A 14,583-nucleotide genomic window follows, 5' to 3' on the forward strand; every position below is an offset into this window, starting at 1 on the left:
TTTATGATTGTTATCAATAAGTTATTAAAAAACCTGCCTCAGAAATCTTTTCTGAAACACCAAAAAAATTGCGCGAATCACTCAAAAATTTTTTAGCACGTATCTTTTTCGTATTTTGTTATTTCTCGCGGTAGGATATGTTTTAATAATCACAGCATAGGGAAAATTCAGAAGACCCAGCATGGTTTGACCAACAGAGTATGCCGCATGGCATATTCCATTTTCAAAACAAATTATGCTTACAGCATGCCTCCCGATGGATTTATCTGCTTGCCCATGTCCTTTCTGCGCCGTCATACCCTGCCCGGCTTTCCGCTTACCTTTGGTATCACGCTTTTATGGGTAGGATTGCTGGTTGTTTTACCCCTTATTGCTCTTGTTGTGCGCCCCTGGCAGGATGGCACAGCTACTATATTGCAAACTTTGCATGATACACGCGTCCTTGCGGCTTTTCGTGTCAGCTTCAGTTGTGCACTTTGTGCCGCTTTGCTTGATCTTCCTTTGGGTATTCTGCTGGCATGGACATTGGTCCGCCTTCAGCCGCCGGGTTACAGGATTATCACTGCTTGCATTGATCTGCCTTTTGCCATTCCCACGGCTGTCACTGGCATTACCCTTGCTACGTTATATGGCCCCAACGGTTGGATGGGAAAGCTGCTGGCACATGCAGGTTTGCAGATTGCCTTTACACCAGCCGGGATTGTAATTGCCCTGATGTTTGTAGGCCTGCCATTTCTGGTACGCACAATTGAGCCTGTTTTACAAAACTTTCCTTCAGAAGTGGAGGAAGCGGCTTTTCTTCTTGGTGCAACGCCTTTTCAGAAATTTTACCGGGTTATTCTTCCGGCCATTCTGCCGGCAACATTAAGTGGTTTTGGCCTGGCTTTTGCCCGCTGCATTGGAGAATACGGGTCTGTTATCTTTATTGCTGGCAACCAACCTTTTCGGAGTGAAATTGCGCCGTTGCTGATCGTTATGCGCTTGCAGGAGTTTGACTATTCCGGCGCCACCACCATTGCAGTGCTGCTGTTGCTTACTGCACTTATTTGCCTTGCTGGCGTAAGCTTTTTGCGCCTGCGCCTTTCACGCGGGTTGATTATGGAAGAAGTGAAATGACACCTGCACGCTTTTCCATAAGTCGCTTTATTCTATGCGGCTGCAGTTATGCTGTTGTGCTTCTTATGCTTTTGCTGCCACTTGTGCTGATTTTTACAGAAGCGCTCCGGCAGGGACTTCACACGGCTTTCTCAACACTTTTAGAACCAGATGCCCTTGCAGCTATTCGACTGACCGCTTTTGTCACCATTATTGTCACCGTCATAAACACTCTGGGTGGCATTGCCGCAGCCTGGTGCCTGACAAAATATTCTTTTGTCGGCAAACGTTTTCTTATCATGCTGATAGAACTTCCCATCAGTGTCTCGCCCGTTATTGCGGGTTTGATATGGCTTCTTCTTTTCGGTCAGGAAGGTTGGTGGGGAAACTGGTTGACTGCGCATAACATGCAAATTGCTTTTGCTGTGCCGGGCATAGTACTAGCCACGCTGTTTGTAACTTTTCCTTATGTTACGCGCACCCTTATGCCTTATATGGAACAACAGGGGCGCGATGCAGAAGAAGCTGCATTTTTACTTGGTGCAAATTTTTGGCAAACACTCTGGCAGGTAACTTTGCCAGATGCACGGTGGGCACTGCTTTCTGGCATTCTCCTCACGACAGCCCGCGCTATTGGAGAGTTTGGAGCTGTCTCTGTTGTATCTGGTCACATTCCGGGTGTGACAGAAACCATGCCCCTGCATATTGAAACACTTTACAATGGTTACCAAACAGTTGCGGCCTTTAGTATGGCCGCCCTTCTTGCCCTGTGCGCCATGAGCACTGTTGTGCTGCGTACCCTATTTGAGAATTCCTTTAGGAAACAGCCTTCATGAGCGTTACCTTACAGTCATTTACACAATATGCGCCCGGCTCCTCCCGCAAGATTTTGGACAACATAAACCTCACTGTTGAAGATGGGGCCTTTATTGCGCTTGTTGGCCCATCTGGCGCTGGCAAAACATCTTTGCTGCGTGCAATTGGTGGCCTGTCTCCGGTTTATGAGGGGCATTTGCTGATTGATGGCCTCCCCATTGGTCATTCTGATCTTCCAAAACGCAAAACCGGTTTTGTTTTCCAGAACTATGCTTTGTTCAGGCATATGAGTGTGGCGCGCAATATTTCCTTTGGGCTTGATGTTTTGCCTCGCAAACATCGGCCAGATCGCGCAGATATTTCTGCACGGGTGCAGGATCTTCTTGATCTCATCCAATTGCCGCATTTGGCACATGCCCGGCCAGATCAACTTTCTGGTGGCCAGCGGCAGCGTGTTGCTCTGGCACGCGCACTGGCCACAGAACCCAAGCTGCTTTTGCTGGATGAACCTTTTGGAGCATTGGACCCCATAGTGCGCCGCACCATTCGGCGTTGGCTGCGCGAACTTCACGACAAGTTGGGCCTGACCACCATTCTTGTTACGCATGATCATGAAGAAGCTCTGGATATTGCTGACAGGCTTGTTGTTATGCAGGATGGGCGTATTGTACAGGATGCAGATGCCAATACGCTTAACGCTTACCCACAAACACCTTTTGTCATGCAGTTTCTAGGTGAAACTCTGGAGTTTGCCGGTGAGATACAGAATAAACACTTTATTCCCGAAGATACGGATGTTCTGCCATTTCCGGTAACTGAAAATAACGGCAAAACAACTGTCTTTATTCGCCCCTCCGAGGTCCGGTTTGTCGCGCACAAGGGAGCCGCGCATATTCTTTCCCAAACCCGAAACCCAAATGGTTTGTATCATTACACTGTAAAAACCACGCAGCGGACACTTGATATTACAACACCTGTAATAACAGAGCATGCAGAAGATGAAAAATTTGGGCTCGATATTTCTCAGGGTAAAATCTTCCCGAATATTCGGTAAGGCAAAGGCCCTCTTATAACACTGGATTGACACCACTCATTTTATATGTTGCGTTAGAATAACGTTTTATATGCAAGAACTTACTATAACCTTTTGCATTTGTGTATAAATCGGTTCTGTATTTTCATTTTACTGTGAAGGCACAGAACCACCATCTGCATGGAATGTCTGTATGCCCAATACGCCCTCCGCCCCACACACAACGCCATCACATACATCAGAGGGTTATCATCGCGCGCTCAATAAACGGCAGATCCAGATGATCTCCATTGGAGGCGCTATTGGCACAGGGTTGTTTCTAGGGGCGGGAGGCCTCTTGCAAGCTGTTGGGCCATCGTTGGCCCTTGTTTATCTAGTATGCGGTGTTTTCTGTTTTCTTATGCTGCGCGCTTTGGGTGAGTTGGTGATGTACCGCCCCACCAGCGGCAGCTTTGTTTCCTACACCTTGGAATTTCTGGGCCCCAAGGCATCTTACATTGCCGGGGCAATGTCTTTTTTCAATTGGGCCATGACAGGCATTGTCGATATTACGGCTGTGGCCCTTTACATGCACTTCTGGGGCACATTTGCGCATATGCCCCAATGGGTATTTGCCATGATGGCGCTTTTGCTCATAACCGGCATGAACCTGATTGGGGTTAAATGGTTTGGGGAAATGGAGTTCTGGTTTTCCCTTATCAAAATTGTAGCACTTGTTCTTTTTCTTGTTATTGGCAGCGCCATTTTGGGCCTGCGCATGCCCATAGATCACCACGAAACCGGTTTGAACCTGATTACACAGCATGGAGGCCTGTTTCCGCATGGTGTGTTACCAGCTCTGGCGCTGACACAGGGGGTTATTTTTGCCTATTCAGGCATAGAGATGATAGGCACCGCCGCTGGAGAATGTCAGGATGTGCGCTCTATTCTGCCTGCTGCCATCAATAACGTCATGTGGCGCATTGCCATTTTTTATGTGGGCACCGTTACCTTACTGGTTCTGCTGCTGCCCTGGTCTGCCTATCAGGCTGGCACCAGTCCGTTTGTAACGTTTTTCTCCCATCTGGGTATATCGGGCGTTGATTCCATTATGAATATCGTGGTGCTGACAGCAGCACTTTCCAGTCTCAATTCCGGCCTATATTCCACTGGTCGCGTTTTGCGCGCACTGGCCCTAAACGGTTCGGCACCACGCTATCTCACACATATGAGCAAACAATCCGTGCCTTCTGCCGCCATTCTCACAACGGTCGGCATTTACCTTATTGGCGTTTTTCTGAACTATCTGCTGCCAGCGCAAATCTTTGAAATTGTTCTTAATCTGGCCTCTTTAGGCATTATCAGCACATGGTGCTTTATTCTGCTCAGTCAGATCAAACTGCGGCAGGCTATCAAAGCTGGCCGTATCGCCCCTACCGGATTTGCCATGCCGGGTGCACCGTTTACATCTTGGGCTACTATCCTGTTTTTCTGTAGTGTCATTGTGCTGATGGCATTTGATTACCCGACAGGATCATTCTCCGTCGCCTGCATTCCCATTCTGGCTATCATTCTGTTTATTGGCTGGAAAATCTTTAGCCACAAACCTCTCCCCCTAGTTCCACCCACGCAGTTTTCCATTACGTTGACAGATGATTTGCCGGACACACCAGATTCTGTAAACAAGCTGGACTAATCTGTGGCAACCAACTTATTCTTTGGGAGTTCCCTGTTCTGCAGGCTTTCTTCTTGAGGTGCAGCGGGCATCACCGTAATATCTCTGCGACTGAAAGCGTGGTATTTTACCCGTGAACGATGCAATATTATTTTTAGTAAGGTGGCCGTAAATGGAGTGGACCGAAGAAATTATCGCCCAGCTCAAGGCATTATGGGCGGAAGGTCTTTCAACGGCAGAAATTGGCAGGCGTCTTTCCATCACCAAAAATGCAGTTGTCGGAAAGGCGCATCGTCTGGGGTTGCCACCGCGGCCCTCTCCCATTCGGCGTAACGCCAAACCCAAAACAACAGAAAAGACAGAAGCAGCTTCTACGCCCGCAACAGCACAAACGGCCATACCTTCTCAACCTGCAAAACAGGCTGAAGCCACACCCGCCGTAGCAGCAGAAAAACCACAGGCTCCAACTTCTGCTCGCGTTACAACACCCGTTGCGCCGGCAGCCCCTACAGCAGAAGAAAAACCTGTTAAAAAGGAAAAGCCTGCCGCTTCCAGCAAAAGCAAGCCCAAGGCATCTTTACGCAGTATTTCTGACCCAGAACCACAAAAACGCCGCGGCCCATCCTGCTGCTGGCCTATTGGAGACCCAGGCACTCCAGGCTTTCATTTTTGTGGAGCCACGCCAATACCGGGCAAACCCTATTGCGAGGAACATGCGCAAATTGCCTATGTAAGGCTGCGCGACAGGCGTGATAACGTCGCCTAACTGTTCTTAAATTATCAAAACCCCATCCCCTGAAGGCTTTAAAAAACAATCCTTCAGGGGCAAGTCAGGGGCGTGCCAATCAGCTTTCAGCTGCTGCGGATTTTTCCGGTTCTGGCGTTGCAGAAGCGGGTTTGGAGGCCGCATCACCGCTCAGCATTTCAAGCTGACCGGTAATCTGGCCACCATCTTCAACTTTTAGGCGGTGGCAGGCAGCTTTGCCCAGCAGGCGGCCGCTGCCCTGCAAAGTCAGGCTTCCGCGGGCTGTCAGCGTGCCATCAACAGTGCCTGCAATTTCTGCGTTTTCCACTTCAACACCGCCGCGGAACAAGCCACCCGGCATAACCACCAGTTCTTTGGCGGTAATCATGCTGGATTCAACCGTACCTTCAACCACAAGGCGTTCTGCATCCTGCACCGTGCCCTGCACGCTAATACCACGCCCCACAACCAGAGTGCGCTGTTCCGGCACATCCTTTTTAGGCTGCTGGGGTTGCTGCGGCATGCCGCGTGCTGCAGCAGCACCCGGAAACGGAGGCAGGCCCGCACCAGAAGGCAGGGGGGAACCGGAAGGAAGAGGCGCACGACCCATAGATGAGGTCTCCTTTACTGTATCAGGGCGGGGCGCAGGTTTTGCTGGCGTTCCCGCTGGATTAGAAGAAAAAATGGAACCAAACCCGCCAGCGGAACGCTGTGCGCCCGCCTGACTGGCGGAACCAGACTGCTCAGATGGCCGATTATCTTCGGGCTTACGTCTTTTAAACAAGAAAATCCCCCGCCTTGCTGGCTGTTCACTATTGGACGGGCCCCACCGCTCAGGCACCCACCCGCATCAAACCGTCTCGCCATGTACTCATTTTCTTATACAGCCAGGCGGTCCTGCGGCAAGCATTCCATAAGGCCTAGTGTTGCCCTTTTTATGGCAGCACTGTAGCGAAATAGCCGGTATATGAAATTTTTCAGGAAAATCTTCCGTTATCATGACTGTTTCAGATGTAAAATATGACATCCTTGGTATTGGTAATGCCATTACGGATATTCTGGCACGTGTAGAACCTGCCTTTTTGCAAAAGCAGGGCCTCACCCCCGGCAGCATGACACTTATTGATGCTGACCGCGCAGATACATTGCAAGCCCTTCTCTCTCCCGAACAGATTATGGGCGGTGGGTCTGTGGCAAATAGCTGTGTTGTTGCTGCCCAGTTTGGTGCACGCGTGGCCTATCTGGGCAAAGTTGCACGAGATGAGGCCAGCAAACAGTTTACCGAAGATATGCGCGGCAACGGCATTACCTTTCCATCTGCGCCCTTGAACACACAGGTGTTTGATAACCTGCCCACCGCACGCTGCATTGTTATGGTCACCCCGGATGGGCAGCGCACAATGGCAACCTATTTGGGCGCATGCACCTGCTTTACACCAGAAGATGTATTGCCTGACGTTGTTGCCGATTCCAGCATTGTGTATCTGGAAGGATATCTGTTTGATCCGCCTCATGCGCAGGAAGCTTTCCGCCGCGCAGCCGCACTGGCACATGCAGCCGGGCGCAAAGTTGCTCTTTCCCTTTCAGACCCATTCTGCGTTGGGCGCCACCGTCAGGCCTTTCTTGATCTGGTTAAAGGCCATGTGGACATCCTTTTTGCAAATGAGGATGAAATCTGCGCTTTGTACGAAACAGAAAATTTTGACGTTGCTGCACGTCATACCGCACAGGATACAACTTTTGCAGCGCTCACACGCTCTGGCTTGGGCAGCGTTGTCCTACACGATGGGCAAATGACCAAGGTTGCGCCGGTGCCCACACAGGTTGTGGATACAACAGGCGCTGGAGATGCGTATGCTGCTGGCTTTATGGCCGGGCTGACATCTGGCCGCACACTTCCGGAATGTGGGCGTCTGGCTTCAGTTGCAGCTTCTGAGATTATCTCACACTACGGCGCACGCCCACTTTCCAACTTGTGGGAAGAAATGGGCTTCTAAGCCTTATAGATATGCCTTCTGCCTTGGAATCAGGCAGAAGGCGCTTCCACATTTTGTGGTATGGCCACCACACGCCCGGACTTTACGCACAAGGCTATTTTTCCCTCACACAAAGCCTGTGCTGTCTCGCCAAATACCTTCCGCCGCCATCCTGCCAGCACAGCATGAGGCTGCGCCGGGTCCAGTGCCAAAGCATCCAGATCATCCGCAGAGGCCACCAAACGCGGGGCAACATCATGTTTCTCACAACATGATGTTAAAAGTACTTTCAGCAATGCCACTAGGGATGCAGAAGGCCGCGGCGTATCTTTGCTTTTGCCGCGTGGAGACCGCGGAAGCTCCGAATCCGGCAATGCCTGCGCTTGCTTGATAGCTTGCAGCAGGGCTTGTCCGGTACGCCCTTCTGCCAACCCGCGTGAAACACCACGGACACGCATAAGTGCCTCTGTTGTTGCGGGGGTGGTTGCCGCAATTTCCAATAAGCTTTCATCTTTCACAAGCCGCTGACGTGGGACATTCACGCGCTGGGCTTCACGCTCACGCAAGGCTGCAACAGCACGTAAAACAGCAAGCATGCGCCGGTTGTTGGTGCGCGCGCGCAGGCGCTCCCATTGTTTTTCCGGGTCTGGGCGGAAAGTGGCCGGATTTTCCAGCTCGGCCATTTCTGCCGCAACCCAATCCAAACGCTTTTCCTGCTCCAGCTTTTTTACAAGCCGTTCATAAACCAGCCGCAGCCACGTTACATCCCCCGCGGCATATGTCAGCTGTGCCGGAGAAAGCGGCCGTACAGACCAATCTGTAAAGCGATGGCTTTTATCAATCATATGTCCAGTTAAAGAACCAACCAGGCTGTCATACCCAACTTGGTCTCCAAAACCGGCCACCATGGCCGCAACCTGTGTATCAAAAAGAGGCGTTGGCAATGCATCAAACAAATGAAGGAAAATTTCCAAATCCTGCCGGGCCGCATGAAACACCTTTAACACCGCTGTATCTGCAAAAAGATTTTTGAGCGGTGTGAGATCTATTCCTTCAGCCAGCGCATCTATCAGCACAATGTCATCTGTAGCGCCAATCTGGACCAGACAGAGTTCCGGCCAATATGTCTGCTCACGCATAAACTCCGTATCAACAGTTACGAAGTTTTCGTTATGAAAAGGTGCAAGAGCCGCCTCTAACTCCTGAGTAGAGGAAATAAGGCGTGCGGGAGGAAATTCAGGTGTTGCTGATCTGGCCATGTTTTTCTTCATACATCCAGACTGTTGGAAAAAGAAGTGACCAAACGTTACACGTGAAACTTGACGTAAAAGCCAACTCACGGAACATCTGCAAAATCAGACATGCAGGAGCAAATAATGACCCCATCAGATGATGGTCGAGACCAACTGACCCAACTTGGCAAACCTGTTGCCGCCCCGCAAAGCCCGGAAGAAGCCATTCTGGAACGCGTGCCAGCCCCGTATCCAGACAAACATTACCTGATAAGGTTTACTGCGCCAGAATTTACATCACTTTGCCCCATCACCAGCCAGCCTGACTTTGCGCATATTGTGATTGATTATGTGCCGGACAAATGGATTGTAGAGAGCAAATCGCTCAAACTGTATCTCACCAGTTTTCGCAATCATGGTGCTTTCCATGAAGCCTGCTCAATTCAGATTGCGACCACGCTTGTGGAAAGATTAGCGCCGCGGTGGCTAAGAATTGGTGCTTATTGGTACCCTCGCGGCGGTATTCCAATTGATGTTTTCTGGCAAACAGGTGAACCCCCGGTGGGTGTTTGGGTGCCTGCACAAGATGTGCCTACCTACCGCGGACGTGGCTAAAAACCATAAAAAAAGCCACCATATAGGTGGCTTTTTTTAATAGCCTCAACATGCTCAGCCAGCTGAAGAACCAGCTTCAATTTCAGCACGTACAGCCTGAATCTGATCCTGCAGAACACTCAAACGGGTTGTATCCGTCTTATCCGCCTGATCCCAAGCTTCAGACAAAGCCTCCAGCTGAGCTGTGGCGTTATCAATAGAAATTTCGCTTACCGGCACAGCCTTATCAGCCAACACTGTGCAACGTGTCGGCGTAATATCTGCAAAGCCACCGCCAACAAAGTAGCGATCCGTTACTGTTTCCCCTTCATACAGGGCCACAATACCACCACGCAGAAGAAGCATCATAGGCGCACGTTCTGGCATGGCAGCAATATCACCTTCCATACCAGGCAGAACGGCCATATCTACTTCACGCGACACCAGAACCTTTTCAGGACTAATTATCTCAATCTGGACCGGCATGAATGCGCTCCTTCCCGAAACCGGCTGTTAGGCCGATTCCCTCAGTTTTTCTGCTTTAGCAACAACATCTTCAATAGAACCTACCATGTAGAAGGCAGCTTCTGGCAGATCGTCATATTCACCAGCGCAGATGGCTTTAAAGGAACGCACGGTATCAGCCACGGAAACCAGCTTACCCGGTGCACCCGTAAACACTTCCGCCACATGGAACGGCTGAGACAAGAAACGCTGGATACGGCGGGCACGCGCCACAATCAGCTTATCGTCTTCAGACAGTTCATCCATACCCAGAATGGCGATGATATCCTGCAAGGATTTGTAGGTCTGCAGAATGCGCTGCACTTCACAGGCCACATCATAATGTTCCTGTCCAACAATCTGCGGATCCAGAGCACGTGATGTGGAATCCAGCGGATCCACTGCCGGGTAGATGCCCATTTCTGCAATTGAACGGTTAAGAACCGTTGTGGCATCCAAGTGAGCAAAAGTTGCGGCCGGGGCAGGGTCAGTCAAGTCATCGGCTGGCACGTACACGGCCTGCACAGATGTAATGGACCCTTTTTTAGTGGACGTAATACGTTCCTGCAGTGCGCCCATTTCCGTAGCCAGTGTTGGCTGATAACCCACGGCGGAAGGAATACGGCCCAGCAGAGCGGACACTTCCGAACCAGCCTGCGTAAAGCGGAAAATATTATCAACGAAGAACAGAACGTCCTGATTTTCTTCGTCACGGAAGTATTCAGCCAGTGTCAGCCCCGTAAGAGCAACACGGGCACGCGCACCAGGTGGTTCGTTCATCTGCCCAAACACAAGCGCCACTTTGGAGCCTTCGGTAGATCCATTTTCACCCAGCTTGATCACGCCGGCGTCCTGCATTTCGTAATACAGGTCGTTCCCTTCACGGGTACGTTCACCAACACCTGCAAACACAGACACACCACCATGTGCCTTTGCAATGTTGTTGATCAGTTCCTGGATAATAACGGTCTTGCCCACACCGGCACCACCAAACAGGCCGATTTTACCACCTTTAAGATAGGGGCAGAGCAGATCAACAACCTTAATGCCGGTCATCAGAATTTCTGATGCAGCAGCCTGATCTTCAAAGGAAGGGGCCTGACGATGGATAGGAGCACGACGAGAAGTGGGGATAGGCCCTCTTTCATCAATCGGCTCACCGATCACGTTCAGAATACGACCGAGCGTTTCGGGGCCAACTGGCACGGAAATCTGTGCACCTGTATCAGCCACTTCTGCACCACGGATAAGACCGTCTGTGCTGTCCATGGCAATGCAGCGCACTTCATGCTCACCAATTTCCTGAGCAACTTCCAGCACCAGTGTGTGCTCACCAAGCTTGACATGCAAGGCATTCAGAATTTTAGGCAGTTCACCTTCGAACTGCACGTCAACAACCGGGCCCTTAATCTCGGTAATGCGGCCAACAGCATTGGTCTTCGTGGCCGCAGGGGCCTGGGTCTGGGTTGTGGTATCCGACATGGGTCAGCTCCTGCGGGGCAAATGAGCGGGCTCAGACAGCCTGTGCGCCCGAAATGATTTCGATCAATTCGTTAGTAATATTTGTCTGGCGGGTTCTGTTATAAACCTGGCTCAGACTATCAATGGAACGGCCAGCGTTGCGCGTGGCGTTATCCATTGCCGTCATACGGGCACCGTTTTCGCCCGCTGCAGTTTCCAGCAACGAAGCATAAATCTGAACCTGCAGATTACGAGGCAGCAGCATTTCCAGCAGCGTTCCTTCATCTGGTTCAAACTCATACAGAGCCACATCATTAGATGCCGCAGCAGGTTTTTCGTCTGCCTCATCCATAACCATAGGCACCAGCTGCTGACACGTCGGCACTTGCGTCATCGCATTTTTAAACTTGTTGAACACAAGTGTGCAGACATCAATCTCTCCCGCTTCCAGCAGGGCGTTGATTTTTTCACCCAAATTGCTGGCAGCAGAAAAAGGAACTTCCTTACCGCTAACTCCGACAACCTTATCAATGATAAGATCAGCGTAATCACGCGAAAAAAAGTTAAACGCGCGCCGGCCAACAGGCAACAGCTTTACCGTTTTACCTTCAGACTGAAGGCGACGGATTGTTTGAACTGTCAGGCGATGCACATTGGAGTTAAAACCACCACAAAGCCCGCGGTCACTGGTCAGAGGTACCAGCAAATGCACTTTGTCCTGCCCTGTGCCTGCCAAAAGGCGCGGTGCACCGTCCTCACCTTTTGTGGCAGCGGCAAGCTCACCCAGCATACGGCGCATGGCCGCAGCATAGGGACGCGCGGCTTCCGCACTGGCCTGAGCCCGCCGCAGCTTGGCAGCCGCCACCATTTTCATGGCGCTCGTAATCTTCCGTGTCGATTTGATACTTCCGATACGCGCGCGGAGTTCCTTTAGGGAAGCCATTGGACGATATCTACCCTCTTAGCCGGCAAAGTTGCGGTTGAAGGTGGTCAGATATTCAGTCAGGCGCGCTTCCAGATCTTTGGAAAGAGCCTTTTCCTTTTTGATGGTATCCAGAATATCTTTTCCTGCGCTCCGAACATCGTTCAGCAGCGCACGTTCCCAGCCCACAACCTTATCAACGGCAATACCATCAACAAAACCACGGGTACCGGCAAAGAGCACAACAACCTGTTCTTCTACCGTAAGCGGTGAAGATTGGCTCTGCTTCAGCAACTCAACCAAACGGGCACCACGCGCCAGCATCTTCTGGGTTGCCGGATCAAGGTCAGAGGCAAACTGTGAGAACGCAGCCATTTCACGGTACTGCGCGAGTTCCAGCTTAATTTTACCAGCAACCTGCTTCATGGCCTTGATCTGTGCAGCAGAACCCACACGAGACACAGAACCACCCACGTTCACCGCAGGGCGAATACCACGATAGAACAGATCCGTTTCAAGGAAGATCTGACCATCTGTAATGGAGATAACGTTTGTCGGAATATAGGCAGAAACGTCACCGGCCTGCGTTTCAATAACAGGCAGAGCCGTAAGGGAACCTGCACCATATTCATCAGACATCTTCGCAGCACGTTCCAGCAAACGGGAATGCAGGAAGAACACGTCACCCGGATAAGCTTCACGGCCTGGCGGACGACGCAGCAGCAGGGACATCTGACGGTAAGCCACAGCCTGCTTGGAAAGATCATCGTAGCAGATCAGGGCATGCATGCCGTTATCGCGGAAGTATTCACCCATCGCGCAAGCGGCATAAGGTGCCAGATACTGCAGCGGAGCCGGATCGGATGCGGTGGCGGCAACGACGATGGAGTATTTCATCGCGCCTTTTTCTTCCAGCAGGCGCACAAGCTGCGCAACTGTAGAACGCTTCTGGCCGATAGCAACGTAAATGCAGTAAAGTGACTTTTTGTCGTCACCTTCATCATTCACGGTTTTCTGGGCAAGAATGGTGTCTGTCAGAATGGTGGTTTTACCGGTCTGACGGTCACCAATCACCAATTCACGCTGTCCGCGGCCAACCGGCACAAGAGCATCAATGGCTTTAATACCGGTCTGCATGGGTTCATGCACGGACTGACGCGGCATAATGCCAGGCGCTTTAACTTCAGCGCGACGCAGCTCAACGTCTGTCAGCGGACCTTTGCCATCAATCGGGTTACCCAGACCATCAACAACGCGGCCAAGCAGCCCCTTACCAACGGGAACGCTCACCACCATACCGGACCGGGTGACGGTATCACCTTCACGGATGTTGGTGTCATCACCGAAAATAACGATACCGACGTTATCACTTTCCAGGTTCAGGGCCATGCCCTTCTGACCAGCGGTCGGAAAATCCACCAGTTCGCCTGACATTACATTCTGCAGACCGAACACACGGGCAATACCGTCTCCAACAGACAGAACCGTGCCGGTTTCGACAACATCAGATTCCTTGTCGAACGAGGCAATCTGCTGCTTGAGGATATCCGAAATCTCTGCGGGACGGATTTCCATCACGCGGCTCCCTTCATGGCGTAATGCAAACGAAACAGGCGAGTCTTAAGGCTGGCGTCATAAAGCTTTGCCCCCACCCGCACGACCAAACCGCCGAGGAGGGAGGAATCGACACGCTCGCGAATATTGATACGGGAGTATCCGGCTTCAGCCAGCCGTGCCTGCACCTGGGCACGCTGCTCTGGCGTAAGCGGATAAGCGCTGACAACTTCTGCCACCACTTCACCCCGGCGGGAAACGGCCAACGCATCCAGCGCTGCCAGAATCCGGCGCAAAACAGGTAGGCGGCGGTTATCAGCCACAACACCCACAAAATTACGAAGAATCTGCCCGAACCCTTGCGCTTCAAGCACAGCCAAAACGGCTTTGCGAGACACAAGAATATCCAGACGCCTGTCTTCCAACACCGTGCGCAAAGGCGCACTTTCATCAATCAGGCGCGCAAGAGCGGCACCTTCATCAAGCACTGCATCCAACTGGCGCTGTTCGGCTGCAAGATCATAAAGCGCCGTTGCATAACGGCCTTCAAGACCATTGGAAGCAAAAGCAACCGGTTGTGCTGTCGTTACGCCCGAGGCCACCACTCTTTTGGTTCTTTCCTTCTGTGCGCGCCGGCATTCCACACTAACAAACTCTGACGGCGCCGCAGCTAATCCGTTAGCAGGCTTAACAGCACGCAACCATCGGCGCGGCCTCTAGCATGCTCATCATTCCCACGCAACATCCCTGAGGCGCCAATTTTATTTCCGCCATCCTTCGTGCCCACAAAAGAGCGCAAAAACAGGCGATAAACCACCACAAAACACGAAACACAAAAAGACACCAGATACACAAATAAAAATAACTCTTCCTCACCAAGTGAGTAGAGAAGTTTTTGAACAATATCTTTTTGGGGAAGATGAAAATGGAGCGGACAGAGGGAATCGAACCCTCCTCAGTAGCTTGGAAGGCTACTGCATTACCACTATGCTATGCC

Annotated in this window: 14 protein-coding genes; 7 read left to right on the forward strand and 7 right to left on the reverse strand. The window is 51.3% G+C overall.

Translation table 11 applies throughout. The annotated features are described in order from the left end of the window. Positions 1–276 precede the first annotated feature (276 nt). From cysT to CSR02_RS14270, 5 genes are all read left to right on the forward strand, one after another. Positions 277–1,116 carry a sulfate ABC transporter permease subunit CysT gene (gene cysT, locus CSR02_RS14250; RefSeq protein WP_099542111.1) on the forward strand — a complete coding sequence of 280 codons (840 nt, stop codon included), beginning with the start codon at positions 277–279 and terminating at the stop codon, positions 1,114–1,116. After that, complete coding sequence (gene cysW / locus CSR02_RS14255) at positions 1,113–1,931, forward strand: sulfate ABC transporter permease subunit CysW (RefSeq protein ID WP_099542097.1); 819 nt, start codon at positions 1,113–1,115, stop codon at positions 1,929–1,931. The genes cysT and cysW overlap by 4 nt, the downstream gene beginning before the upstream one ends. Then, positions 1,928–2,965, forward strand: a complete 1,038-nt coding sequence (locus CSR02_RS14260) for a sulfate/molybdate ABC transporter ATP-binding protein (RefSeq protein WP_099542098.1) — start codon at positions 1,928–1,930, stop codon at positions 2,963–2,965. The genes cysW and CSR02_RS14260 overlap by 4 nt, the downstream gene beginning before the upstream one ends. A 172-nt stretch (positions 2,966–3,137) precedes the next feature. Beyond that, entirely contained in the window at positions 3,138–4,619 is a 1,482-nt protein-coding gene (locus CSR02_RS14265) for an amino acid permease (RefSeq protein WP_099542099.1), read from the forward strand. Positions 4,620–4,770: 151 nt separating this feature from the next. Beyond that, entirely contained in the window at positions 4,771–5,364 is a 594-nt protein-coding gene (locus tag CSR02_RS14270; protein WP_099542100.1) for a GcrA family cell cycle regulator, read from the forward strand. A 79-nt stretch (positions 5,365–5,443) separates the two neighbouring features. On the opposite strand, the gene CSR02_RS14275 is transcribed toward CSR02_RS14270, so the two are convergent. Continuing rightward, complete coding sequence (locus tag CSR02_RS14275) at positions 5,444–6,184, reverse strand: bactofilin family protein (protein ID WP_099542101.1); 741 nt, start codon at positions 6,182–6,184, stop codon at positions 5,444–5,446. Between the two features lie 157 nt (positions 6,185–6,341). Between CSR02_RS14275 and CSR02_RS14280 the strand changes: the two genes are divergently transcribed. Next, positions 6,342–7,340, forward strand: coding sequence for an adenosine kinase (locus CSR02_RS14280; protein WP_099542102.1), 999 nt, complete (start codon positions 6,342–6,344; stop codon positions 7,338–7,340). A gap of 29 nt (positions 7,341–7,369) precedes the next feature. Here CSR02_RS14280 and rnd read toward each other — a convergent pair whose 3' ends face one another. Continuing rightward, complete coding sequence (gene rnd, locus CSR02_RS14285) at positions 7,370–8,578, reverse strand: ribonuclease D (RefSeq protein ID WP_099542103.1); 1,209 nt, start codon at positions 8,576–8,578, stop codon at positions 7,370–7,372. 117 nt (positions 8,579–8,695) lie between these two features. Here rnd and queF point away from each other — a divergent pair, with 117 nt between their 5' ends. Next, positions 8,696–9,166: a preQ(1) synthase gene (gene queF / locus CSR02_RS14290; protein ID WP_099542104.1), complete on the forward strand. Its 471-nt coding sequence runs from the start codon at positions 8,696–8,698 to the stop codon at positions 9,164–9,166. Between the two features lie 54 nt (positions 9,167–9,220). Here the strand turns inward: queF and atpC are convergent, their stop codons facing one another. From atpC to atpH, 5 genes are read right to left on the reverse strand one after another with little or no spacing between them, the layout of a single operon-like run. Next, positions 9,221–9,631: an ATP synthase F1 subunit epsilon gene (atpC, locus tag CSR02_RS14295; protein WP_042786308.1), complete on the reverse strand. Its 411-nt coding sequence runs from the start codon at positions 9,629–9,631 to the stop codon at positions 9,221–9,223. Between the two features lie 27 nt (positions 9,632–9,658). Next, positions 9,659–11,131 carry a F0F1 ATP synthase subunit beta gene (atpD, locus tag CSR02_RS14300; protein ID WP_042786309.1) on the reverse strand — a complete coding sequence of 491 codons (1,473 nt, stop codon included), beginning with the start codon at positions 11,129–11,131 and terminating at the stop codon, positions 9,659–9,661. A gap of 31 nt (positions 11,132–11,162) precedes the next feature. Then, the gene (locus CSR02_RS14305; RefSeq protein WP_099542105.1) at positions 11,163–12,053 is read right to left on the reverse strand and encodes a F0F1 ATP synthase subunit gamma; all 891 of its coding nucleotides are present in this window, start codon (positions 12,051–12,053) and stop codon (positions 11,163–11,165) included. A gap of 18 nt (positions 12,054–12,071) precedes the next feature. Further along, positions 12,072–13,607: a F0F1 ATP synthase subunit alpha gene (gene atpA, locus CSR02_RS14310; RefSeq protein ID WP_042786311.1), complete on the reverse strand. Its 1,536-nt coding sequence runs from the start codon at positions 13,605–13,607 to the stop codon at positions 12,072–12,074. Beyond that, entirely contained in the window at positions 13,607–14,230 is a 624-nt protein-coding gene (gene atpH / locus CSR02_RS14315) for an ATP synthase F1 subunit delta (RefSeq protein ID WP_183172650.1), read from the reverse strand. The genes atpA and atpH overlap by 1 nt, the downstream gene beginning before the upstream one ends. Positions 14,231–14,583: the final 353 nt, after the last annotated feature.

The organism is Acetobacter pomorum (assembly GCF_002738225.1).
GTDB classification, from domain to species: Bacteria; Pseudomonadota; Alphaproteobacteria; order Acetobacterales; family Acetobacteraceae; genus Acetobacter; species Acetobacter pomorum.

What these genes read in the sequence shown, in the direction of transcription:
- cysT (WP_099542111.1), top strand. Translation starts at nt 277, where the DNA reads ATGTCCTTTCTGCGCCGTCATACCCTGCCCGGCTTTCCGCTTACCTTT.
- cysW (WP_099542097.1), top strand. Translation starts at nt 1,113, where the DNA reads ATGACACCTGCACGCTTTTCCATAAGTCGCTTTATTCTATGCGGCTGC.
- CSR02_RS14260 (WP_099542098.1), top strand. Translation starts at nt 1,928, where the DNA reads ATGAGCGTTACCTTACAGTCATTTACACAATATGCGCCCGGCTCCTCC.
- CSR02_RS14265 (WP_099542099.1), top strand. Translation starts at nt 3,138, where the DNA reads ATGCCCAATACGCCCTCCGCCCCACACACAACGCCATCACATACATCA.
- CSR02_RS14270 (WP_099542100.1), top strand. Translation starts at nt 4,771, where the DNA reads ATGGAGTGGACCGAAGAAATTATCGCCCAGCTCAAGGCATTATGGGCG.
- CSR02_RS14280 (WP_099542102.1), top strand. Translation starts at nt 6,342, where the DNA reads ATGACTGTTTCAGATGTAAAATATGACATCCTTGGTATTGGTAATGCC.
- rnd (WP_099542103.1), bottom strand. Translation starts at nt 8,578, where the DNA reads ATGGCCAGATCAGCAACACCTGAATTTCCTCCCGCACGCCTTATTTCC.
- queF (WP_099542104.1), top strand. Translation starts at nt 8,696, where the DNA reads ATGACCCCATCAGATGATGGTCGAGACCAACTGACCCAACTTGGCAAA.
- atpC (WP_042786308.1), bottom strand. Translation starts at nt 9,631, where the DNA reads ATGCCGGTCCAGATTGAGATAATTAGTCCTGAAAAGGTTCTGGTGTCG.
- atpD (WP_042786309.1), bottom strand. Translation starts at nt 11,131, where the DNA reads ATGTCGGATACCACAACCCAGACCCAGGCCCCTGCGGCCACGAAGACC.
- CSR02_RS14305 (WP_099542105.1), bottom strand. Translation starts at nt 12,053, where the DNA reads ATGGCTTCCCTAAAGGAACTCCGCGCGCGTATCGGAAGTATCAAATCG.
- atpA (WP_042786311.1), bottom strand. Translation starts at nt 13,607, where the DNA reads ATGGAAATCCGTCCCGCAGAGATTTCGGATATCCTCAAGCAGCAGATT.